At 63.4% G+C, this 8,425-nt stretch carries 9 protein-coding genes; 6 read left to right on the top strand and 3 right to left on the bottom strand.

From position 1 onward, the window contains the following. From lipA to Q7V20_RS09865, 3 genes are all read left to right on the top strand, one after another. Positions 1 to 797 (top strand): lipoyl synthase (gene lipA / locus Q7V20_RS09875; protein WP_304789972.1); only part of this gene is annotated, 797 nt, incomplete at its 5' end. Between the two features lie 24 nt (positions 798 to 821). Further along, positions 822 to 1,643 carry a phospholipase D-like domain-containing protein gene (locus tag Q7V20_RS09870; RefSeq protein WP_304789969.1) on the top strand — a complete coding sequence of 274 codons (822 nt, stop codon included), beginning with the start codon at positions 822 to 824 and terminating at the stop codon, positions 1,641 to 1,643. Further along, positions 1,643 to 2,038, top strand: coding sequence for a phospholipase D-like domain-containing protein (locus tag Q7V20_RS09865; RefSeq protein ID WP_304789967.1), 396 nt, complete (start codon positions 1,643 to 1,645; stop codon positions 2,036 to 2,038). The genes Q7V20_RS09870 and Q7V20_RS09865 overlap by 1 nt, the downstream gene beginning before the upstream one ends. A 3-nt stretch (positions 2,039 to 2,041) precedes the next feature. On the opposite strand, the gene Q7V20_RS09860 is transcribed toward Q7V20_RS09865, so the two are convergent. Beyond that, positions 2,042 to 2,734: a TetR/AcrR family transcriptional regulator gene (locus tag Q7V20_RS09860; RefSeq protein WP_304789965.1), complete on the bottom strand. Its 693-nt coding sequence runs from the start codon at positions 2,732 to 2,734 to the stop codon at positions 2,042 to 2,044. 72 nt (positions 2,735 to 2,806) lie between these two features. Here Q7V20_RS09860 and Q7V20_RS09855 point away from each other — a divergent pair, with 72 nt between their 5' ends. From Q7V20_RS09855 to Q7V20_RS09845, 3 genes are read left to right on the top strand one after another with little or no spacing between them, the layout of a single operon-like run. Then, positions 2,807 to 4,273, top strand: a complete 1,467-nt coding sequence (locus Q7V20_RS09855) for an NAD(P)/FAD-dependent oxidoreductase (protein WP_304789962.1) — start codon at positions 2,807 to 2,809, stop codon at positions 4,271 to 4,273. A gap of 8 nt (positions 4,274 to 4,281) precedes the next feature. Continuing rightward, positions 4,282 to 5,118: an SDR family oxidoreductase gene (locus Q7V20_RS09850; protein ID WP_304789961.1), complete on the top strand. Its 837-nt coding sequence runs from the start codon at positions 4,282 to 4,284 to the stop codon at positions 5,116 to 5,118. 3 nt (positions 5,119 to 5,121) lie between these two features. Further along, entirely contained in the window at positions 5,122 to 6,129 is a 1,008-nt protein-coding gene (locus Q7V20_RS09845; protein ID WP_304789959.1) for an alpha/beta hydrolase, read from the top strand. 72 nt (positions 6,130 to 6,201) lie between these two features. On the opposite strand, the gene Q7V20_RS09840 is transcribed toward Q7V20_RS09845, so the two are convergent. Continuing rightward, a complete protein-coding gene (locus tag Q7V20_RS09840; protein ID WP_370652438.1) occupies positions 6,202 to 7,926 on the bottom strand; it encodes an AMP-binding protein in 1,725 nt (574 codons plus the stop codon). A 168-nt stretch (positions 7,927 to 8,094) separates the two neighbouring features. Then, a partial coding sequence (locus Q7V20_RS09835) for an acyl-CoA dehydrogenase C-terminal domain-containing protein (protein ID WP_304789954.1) occupies positions 8,095 to 8,425 on the bottom strand: 331 nt, incomplete at its 5' end.

Raw genomic sequence — 8,425 nt, 5'->3', positions numbered from 1 at the left:
AGCAGATCCTGCGCGAGAGCAACCTGCACACGGTCTGCGAGGAAGCGTCCTGCCCGAACATCGGCGAGTGCTTCGGCAAGGGCACGGCCACCTTCATGATCATGGGCGACAAGTGCACGCGGCGCTGCCCGTTCTGCGACGTCGGCCACGGCCGGCCCGATCCCCTGGACGTGAATGAGCCACTCAACCTGGCGCGCACCATCGCCAGACTGAAGCTCAAATACGTGGTCATCACCAGCGTGGACCGCGACGACCTGCGCGATGGCGGCGCGGCTCATTTCGTGGAATGCATCCGCCAGGTGCGCGAACTCAGCCCGGCCACGCAGATCGAGATTCTCGTGCCCGATTTCCGTGGCCGTGACGACCGCGCCCTGGAGATCCTCAAGGCGGCACCACCCGACGTGATGAACCACAACCTGGAAACCGCGCCTCGCCTCTACAAGGAAGCGCGCCCAGGTTCCGACTACCAGTTCAGCCTGAATCTGCTCAAGAAGTTCAAGGCCCTGCACCCGAACGTGCCCACCAAGAGCGGCATCATGGTGGGCCTGGGCGAGACCGACGAAGAGATCCTGCAAGTGATGCGCGACATGCGCGAGCACGACATCGACATGATCACCATCGGCCAGTACCTGGCGCCCAGCGGGCACCACTTGCCGGTGCGCCGTTATGTGCACCCGGACACTTTCAAGATGTTCGAGCAGGAAGCGCAGAAGATGGGCTTCAGCCACGCGGCCGTGGGTGCGATGGTGCGCTCGAGCTACCATGCGGACCAGCAGGCGGCGCATGCCGGGGTGTGACGACGCCCTAGAAGGTTCCATGGCATGGACATGCTCCATGCCTGGGTAAGCCACCACCTGCTGTCCCTGCACGGGCTCATGGTGATCTTGGGCCTGGGCACCTACGTGATCGCCTCGCACGCGCGCCGTCAACGTCGGCATCCCTCGGCCGCGATTGCCTGGGTCGTGCTGCCCTACATCGCGTTGCCGCTGTACCTGCTGTTCGGCAACCGCAAGGTCTTGCGCGGGCATCCGCCGCGGCCTGCATCCGCCGTGCCTTCCTCCGACCAGTCCCGCGAGCAAACGCCCGTGGCCCGCTTCCAGCATCTGGCGGGCGCCTTGGGCCTGCCGCCCGCAGCCGCTTACCAGCAACTGGCCATCCACGACGACGGGCAGGCCGCGCTGACCGCACTGCGCGCAGTGATCACCGGCGCCACCCGCAGCCTGGACCTGTGCACCTTCCTGATGGGGCGGGATGCCTTGGGCCAGGAAATCACCACCTTGCTGATGCACAAAGCGCGGGAGGGCGTGCGGGTGCGCTGCCTGATCGATGGCATCGGCGTGTACCTGGGCGGCCGCCCACCGCTGAGGGCGTTGAGGGCCTCTGGTGTGCAGGTGGCTTTGTTCGTGTCGCCCTGGCGATCGCCCTTGCCGGGCCGCACCAACCTGCGCAACCACCGCAAGCTCGTCATCGTCGACGGCGAGCTTTTGTGGACCGGGGGGCGCAACCTCGCCGCAGAGTATTTTGTGGGTGACCCCGACCATCAGAAAACACCGTGGATCGACTTGAGCTTTGACCTGAGGGGCGATCTGGCGCGCCAGGCCCAGTCGCGCTTCGACCAGGACTGCCCGATGCCACCTTGCTGATGGCCCTGACCCTGGCCGCCCGGCGCGGGGTGGCCGTGGACCTGATCCTGCCCGCCCAGTCCAACCACCGGCTGGCCGACCTGTCGCGGCACGCCGCCCTGCGCGACATGTCGCAGGCGGGTGCGCGCGTCTGGCTGGCCCCGCGCATGGTTCACGCCAAGGCCATCGTCATCGACGACGACATCGCCCTGGTGGGCTCGGCCAACCTGGATGAAAGAAGCTTGTTCCTGAACTACGAGTTGATGGTGGCCATGTACGATCCCGTGGACGTGCGGCGCTTTGCGCAATGGGCCGCGCGGCCACAGGCCGGTGCATCGCTGTACCGCGCACAAGCCCCGGGCGTGGTGCGCGAGGTTGCCGAGGGCCTGATCCGCTGGTTGGCCTTTCAGCTTTGAGGTTCAGGGTGGGGCGATGTTGCCACGCCGGGCCATTTCGATGCAGGCCTTGAAGATGCTGACGCAGTTGTGCAGCACTTCGTCCAGCGGCGTCTTGCATTTCTCGGCCACCCACTGCGTGGCGATGCGGTTGCTGGAGCCCACCAGGCCGTCGGCAATGATGGTGGGGTTCAGGCCCATTTCGGTCAGGTTGGGGAAGAACTGTTGCACGAAGGTGCCCACCAACTGCGCATAGTCCTGGCTGGCCTTGTTGGCCAGCGAGTTCATGCCTTCGCCCACGTTCAGGGCATCGATCAAGCCCACGCGCGCGCGCCGCGGGTCTTCCTGGATGAACTCCAGGAAAGCGCGGATGGCCGCTTCCGACAACTTCTCCGGGTCGGGCGGGCATTGCGCCAGGGCCACGATGGTGGATTGCATCAACTGCCGGCTGATCGCGCCATACACCGAGCGGAACAAGGCCTCCATGCTGTCGAAGGATTCGTAAAAGTAGCGCGAGGTGAGTTTCGCCTCCTTGCACACGTCCCGCACCGTGGCCGGGTGGAATCCCTTTTCGCCAAACACGGCCAGCGCGGCTTCAATCAGGCGCGCCTTGCGCTGGCGCTGGCGCTCTTCTGGATCAACCCCCGCATAACGCCGGCCGGTCGTCCCCGAAGTAGAGGGTGATTCGGGGTTAACCCTGGTTCTGGAAACAGCCATTGTCAAATACTATTTTTGAAGTTGACCATTGTCAAAATGGTGCAGTGCGGCAGTGGACTCGGAGACGAATGTATGAGTGAGCGAGCAGGTGTGGTGATCATGGGCACGGGCTTTTCAGGCCTGTGCATGGCGATCAGGTTGAAGCAGTCGGGCGTGGATGATTTTGTCATCCTGGAGCGGGCCGACGATGTGGGCGGTACTTGGCGTGACAACCACTACCCGGGCTGCGCCTGTGATGTCCAGTCGCACCTGTATTCTTATTCATTCGAGCCCAATCCGGATTGGTCACGCCAATTTGCCCCCCAGCCCGAAATCTGGGCCTACTTGCGCCGTTGTGCCGAAAAATACGGCATCTTGCCGCACATTCGCTACAACGCCAACGTGGTGGCGTCGCGTTTTGACGAAGCATCCTCTACTTGGGTGGTGTCCACCGAAGACGGCCGCCAGTTCCATGGCCAGGTGCTCGTCTCGGGGGCGGGGGCCTTGAGCAACCCTTTCGTCCCCAAAACCGAAGGCAGTGAAACCTTTGCCGGCGAGATGTTCCACTCGGCCAATTGGCGCCACGATGTGGACCTGCGCGGCAAGCGCGTGGCCGTGATCGGCTCGGGTGCCAGCGCCATCCAGTTTGTGCCCCAGATCGCGCCCAAGGTGGCCCGCCTGGATTACTTCCAGCGCACGGCGCCCTGGGTCATGCCCAAGCCCGACTGGAAGCGCTCGGAGCTGGCCAAGCGCATCACGCGCCTGATCCCTTTCACGCAAACCTTGCACCGCTGGGCCACTTACTGGATCCTGGAAAGCCGCGTGGTGGCCTTCGTGATCTCGCCCAAGATCCTCAAGGTGCTGGAGCTGCTGGGCCGCCGCCACATCAACAAGTACATCAAGGACCCGGCCAAGCGCAAGGCGTTGACGCCCAACTTCAGCGCCGGTTGCAAGCGCGTGCTGGTGTCCAACGATTACTACCCGGCTTTGGCACGCGACAACGTCAAGGTCGTGCCTGACAACATCCAGCGCATCACGCCCAAGGGCATCGTGACGGCCGATGGGGTCGAGCATCCAGCCGACGTCATCATCTGGGGCACGGGGTTCAAGGTGCAGGAGCTGGTGCCGCGTGGCGCCTACACCGGCCTGGGCGGGAGCGACCTGTCCGAGGTCTGGGCCAAGCAAGGCGGCCCCGAGGCTTTCCTGGGCATGTCGGTGACCAACTTCCCCAACCTGTTCTTCCTGATGGGCCCCAACACGGGCCTGGGCCACAGCTCCATGGTGTACATGATCGAGTCGCAAGTGCAGTACGCGCTCGACGCGATCCTGAAGATGCGCAAGGAAGGCATGGCCGTGGTGAACGTGCGGGCCGATGCGCAGCAGAAGTTCGTCGAGAACATGCAGTCGCGCCTGAAGGGCACCGTGTGGGCATCGGGCTGCAAGAGCTGGTATGTCAATGAAAGCGGCAAGAACACCACGCTGTGGCCGGGCTTCACCTTCCGCTACCGCCAGGCCACCAGCTCCTTCAAGCTGGCCGATTACGTCATCAAAGCCAAATAAGAACCTCCATGAAAAACTTCAAGAACAAAGTGGCGGCCATCACCGGTGCGGCCTCTGGCATGGGCCGCGAACTGGCGGTGGAACTCGCCCAACGAGGCTGCCACGTGGCCTTGTCTGATGTGAACGAGGCCGGCTTGGCCGAGACCGCCGCGCTCGTCAAAAAGCATGGCGTGAAGGTGTCCACCACCAAGCTGGATGTGTCCAAGCGCGAGGCCGTGAACGCCTGGGCCGACCAGGTGGCCAGCGAATTCGGCCAGGTCAACCTGGTGTTCAACAACGCCGGGGTGGCCCTGGGTGCCACGCTGGACAAGGTCAAGCCCGCCGATTTCGAGTGGATCATGGGCATCAACTTCTGGGGCGTGGTGTGGGGCACGCAGGCTTTTCTGCCGCACCTGAAGAAATCGGGTGATGGCCACATCGTCAACACCTCCAGCCTGTTTGGCCTGATGTCGCAGCCCACGCAGGGCACCTACAACGCCAGCAAGTTCGCGGTGCGTGGCTTCACCGAATCGCTGCGCCAGGAGCTCGATGTCGAGAACTGCGGCGTGAGCGCCACCTGCGTGCACCCCGGTGGTATCCGCACCAACATTGCCAAGGCGGCCAAGCTGGATCCTTCGATGGCCAAGCCCGGCACCGACCTTGAACTGGCCCGGCGCCGCTTCGACAAGCTGCTCAACACCACCACGGCCAACAGCGCCGCGCGCACGATGATCCGCGCCGTCGAGAAAAACAAGCGCCGCGTGCTGGTGGGCCCCGACGCCATTTTCCTGGACAAGCTGGTGCGACTGACCGGCTCGTGGTACCAGCCGCTGGTGACCTTCTTCTTCAAGAAGATGATGGGATGAGCCATGAGCGCTTCTTCCAATGCTGTGAGATCCGAAAGCCCTGACATGTCCGATGACCGCGCCGCTGCTGGCGAACCTGTGATCCGCCGCTACCCGCCTTTGACGGGCGCGCATGAAGCCGTGACTGCCGGGCTCATGCGCTTTGCCCTGCGGGCCTTTTTCAAATCGGTGATGAAGCCGCCCATGCCGCCCCAGTTGCAGCGCGGCGTGTTGCACATGCTGTCGGTCGTGATGCCGGGCACGGGTGGCGTCACGGTTGAGAAGACCACGGTGGGCAACATGACGGCCGAGCGCCTGACGCCCAAGGGCCTGAGCCAACCCCAGCACGCCATCCTGTATTTGCATGGCGGCGCTTTCGTCGCGGGCAGCCCGCGCAGCCACCGCAGCATCACCAGCCGCCTGGCCAAGTTCGCCAACTGCCAGGTACTGGCCATCCACTACCGCCGCGTGCCCGAGGCGCCTTTCCCCGCGCAGATCAATGACTCGGTGACTGGCTACAAGCAGCTGCTGAAAGACGGCTTCAAGCCCGAGAACATCGCCATCGCTGGCGATTCGGCCGGTGGCACGCTGACCTTGCTGGTCACCAAGGCGCTGGAGCTGGAAGGCATCCCGGGCCCCAAGTGCCTGGTGATGATGTCACCCGCCTTCGATGCCAAGCTCGACAGCCAGAGCGAGACGAAGTATCGCAAGCTGGATCCGCTGATCACCATCGAGTGGGGCCACCAGGGCTTCACCTGGTACCGCCCGCAGCACGATCACCCGCTGGCCTTCCCCAAGCGCCAGAACCTGGCCACCTTGCCCCCCACGCTGGTGCAGGTGGGCGAGATTGAAGTGCTGCACGATGATTCGGTTTGGCTGGCCCATGCCGCCAAGCGCTTTGACCGCCATGTCGAGCTGGAGATCTATGAGCAGCGCTGGCACGTGTTCCAGATCCACGCGGGCATCATGCCCAGTGCTACCTTGGCCTTGCAACGCCAGGCGGCGTTTTTGAAGAAGCAGTGGGCGGCCTGACAGGGTTCAGCCCCCGATGAAAAAGGCCACCGGGTTATCCCAGGCGGCCTTTTTTGGGATGAAGCGCTGGCCTCAGGCCGCCTTCTGATCCTTCTGGCGCAAGGCCATGTCGCGGATCGCTTCATCGCGCAGGTCCTTGCGCAGGATCTTGCCCACGTTGGTCATGGGCAGGTCTTCACGGAACTCGACGTACTTGGGGCGCTTGTAGCCGGTCAACTGCTCCTTGCAGTACTCGGCCACCATCTTCTCGGTCAGGCTGTAGTCCTTGCGCACCACGAACAGCATCACGGCTTCGCCAGCGCGATCGTCGGGCACGCCCACCACCGCGCACTCGGTCACGCCGGGGTGCAGGTTCACCACCTGCTCGATCTCGTTGGGGTACACGTTGAAGCCCGACACCAGGATCATGTCCTTCTTGCGGTCCACGATCTTGATCTGGCCGGTCTCGTCGAACACGCCGATGTCGCCGGTGCGGAAGAAGCCATCGGCGGTCATGACCTTGGCGGTCTCGTCGGGACGGTTCCAGTAGCCCGACATGACTTGCGGGCCACGCACGCTGATTTCACCGGGCTCGCCGGTGGGCTGCACCTGGCCGTCGTCGTTCAGCAGCACGATCTCGGTGGAGGGCAGGGGGTAGCCGATGGCGGCGTTGTAGGCTTTGTGGTCCAGCTTGTTGATCGTCAGCACCGGAGCGGTCTCGGACAGGCCGTAGCCTTCCACGATGGGCACGCCAGTGATGCGCTGCCATTCTTCAGCCGTGGAGCGCTGCACGGCCATGCCGCCACCGATGCACATGCGCAGGCGCGAGAAATCGACCGTGGCGAAATCAGGTTCTTCCACCAGGGCGTTGTACAGGGTGTTGACCGCCGGGAACTGCGTGACCTTGTACTTCTTCAGCGTTTTGATCAGGCCGGGCAGGTCGCGTGCATTGTCGATCAGCACGTTCATGGTGCCCATGCGTGCGCTCAGGAAGAAGCAGACCGTGAGCGCGAAGATGTGGTACAGCGGCAAGGCCACGACGTTGATCAACTGGCCGTCGATCTTGTCAAGCTCGGGCTTGAGCCAGGCCTCGCATTGCAGGATGTTGGCGACCACATTGCGGTGCGACAAGGTGGCGCCCTTGGACACGCCCGTGGTGCCGCCCGTGTACTGCAAGAAAGCTGGGTCAGAGCCCTTGATGACGGGGGGCACATATTTGCCAGCACGGCCTCTGGCCAAGGCGGTCTTGAAGGTGGTCTGCTTGCAGCGCTCGTTGTCGGGCAGGCTGAAGGCCACCACGTTCTTTTCAAGGTGGCGCGCGTTGAAGGTGACCAGCGGGCCCTTGATGGCACCGAAGACGTCGCCCATGGCGCTCAGCACGATGTGCTTGATGGGTGTGCGCTCGACCACCTCTTGCAAGGTCACGGCGAAGTTCTCAAGGACGATGATGACCTCGGCGCCCGAGTCCTTGAGCTGGTGCTCCAGTTCACGCGGCGTGTACATCGGGTTGACGTTGACCACCACCATGCCCGCGCGCAGCACCCCGGCGATCGCCACGGTGTACTGGGGCACGTTGGGCATCATGATCGCAACGCGCGCGCCCTTCGCCAGCTTGAGCGACTGCAACCAGGTGGCCAGGGCCTTGGAGTGGGCATCGATCTCGGCGAAGGTCCAGCGCGAATCCATGAACGCGGCCATGTCGCGCTTGGCGTGCGTCTTGAAGGCGGCTTCCAGCAGGTCAACGAGCGAGGCGTACTCGTCTGGGTTGATCGTGGCGGGCACGCCTTCGCCGTACTGAGTCAACCAAGGTTTGGCAATTGACATGAATTTGTCCTGTGAAAAAAGCCGGGATCAATCTGAAAACAACTGCTGTCATTTTGCAATAAATCCGGACTCTTGCCATCCCTCAGTCAAGTGCGGGATTGTGCCCAGGCATGAAAAAGGCCCTCCGAAGAGGGCCTGGTACAGGGCGCATGGCACCCAGCATCACGGGAACGTGAAGTGCTCCGCATCCATCGCCATGATCGCGCTGGTGGGGGCCAAAGCGCTCTTCTTGTGGCCATCGGCGCGGGGCAGCAGGCGCTCGAAGTAGAACTCGGCCGTCTGGATCTTGGCCTTGTAGAAGTCGGCGGGCTCCTTGCCCTTGCCACTGGCCAGCAGTTCACTGGCCTTTTGGGCCTGTTGCAGCCAGAAGTGCGCCATCATCAGGTAGCCCGAGTACATCAGGAAGTCAACGCTGGCCGAGCTGACCAGGTCGCGGTCCTTGGCGGCGCGCAGCATGATGCGGGTCGTCAGCACGTTCCACTGGATGGCGCGG

It is taken from the genome of Aquabacterium sp., from assembly GCF_030652515.1.
In the GTDB taxonomy this organism is placed as follows: Bacteria; Pseudomonadota; Gammaproteobacteria; order Burkholderiales; family Burkholderiaceae_C; genus Aquabacterium.
This window is presented reverse-complemented; position numbering and strand designations above follow the sequence as displayed.

Coding starts and splice junctions, on each gene's coding strand:
- Q7V20_RS09865 (WP_304789967.1), top strand. CDS start 1,643: ATGGCCCTGACCCTGGCCGCCCGGCGCGGGGTGGCCGTGGACCTGATC.
- Q7V20_RS09845 (WP_304789959.1), top strand. CDS start 5,122: ATGAGCGCTTCTTCCAATGCTGTGAGATCCGAAAGCCCTGACATGTCC.
- Q7V20_RS09870 (WP_304789969.1), top strand. CDS start 822: ATGGACATGCTCCATGCCTGGGTAAGCCACCACCTGCTGTCCCTGCAC.
- Q7V20_RS09855 (WP_304789962.1), top strand. CDS start 2,807: ATGAGTGAGCGAGCAGGTGTGGTGATCATGGGCACGGGCTTTTCAGGC.
- Q7V20_RS09850 (WP_304789961.1), top strand. CDS start 4,282: ATGAAAAACTTCAAGAACAAAGTGGCGGCCATCACCGGTGCGGCCTCT.
- Q7V20_RS09860 (WP_304789965.1), bottom strand. CDS start 2,734: ATGGCTGTTTCCAGAACCAGGGTTAACCCCGAATCACCCTCTACTTCG.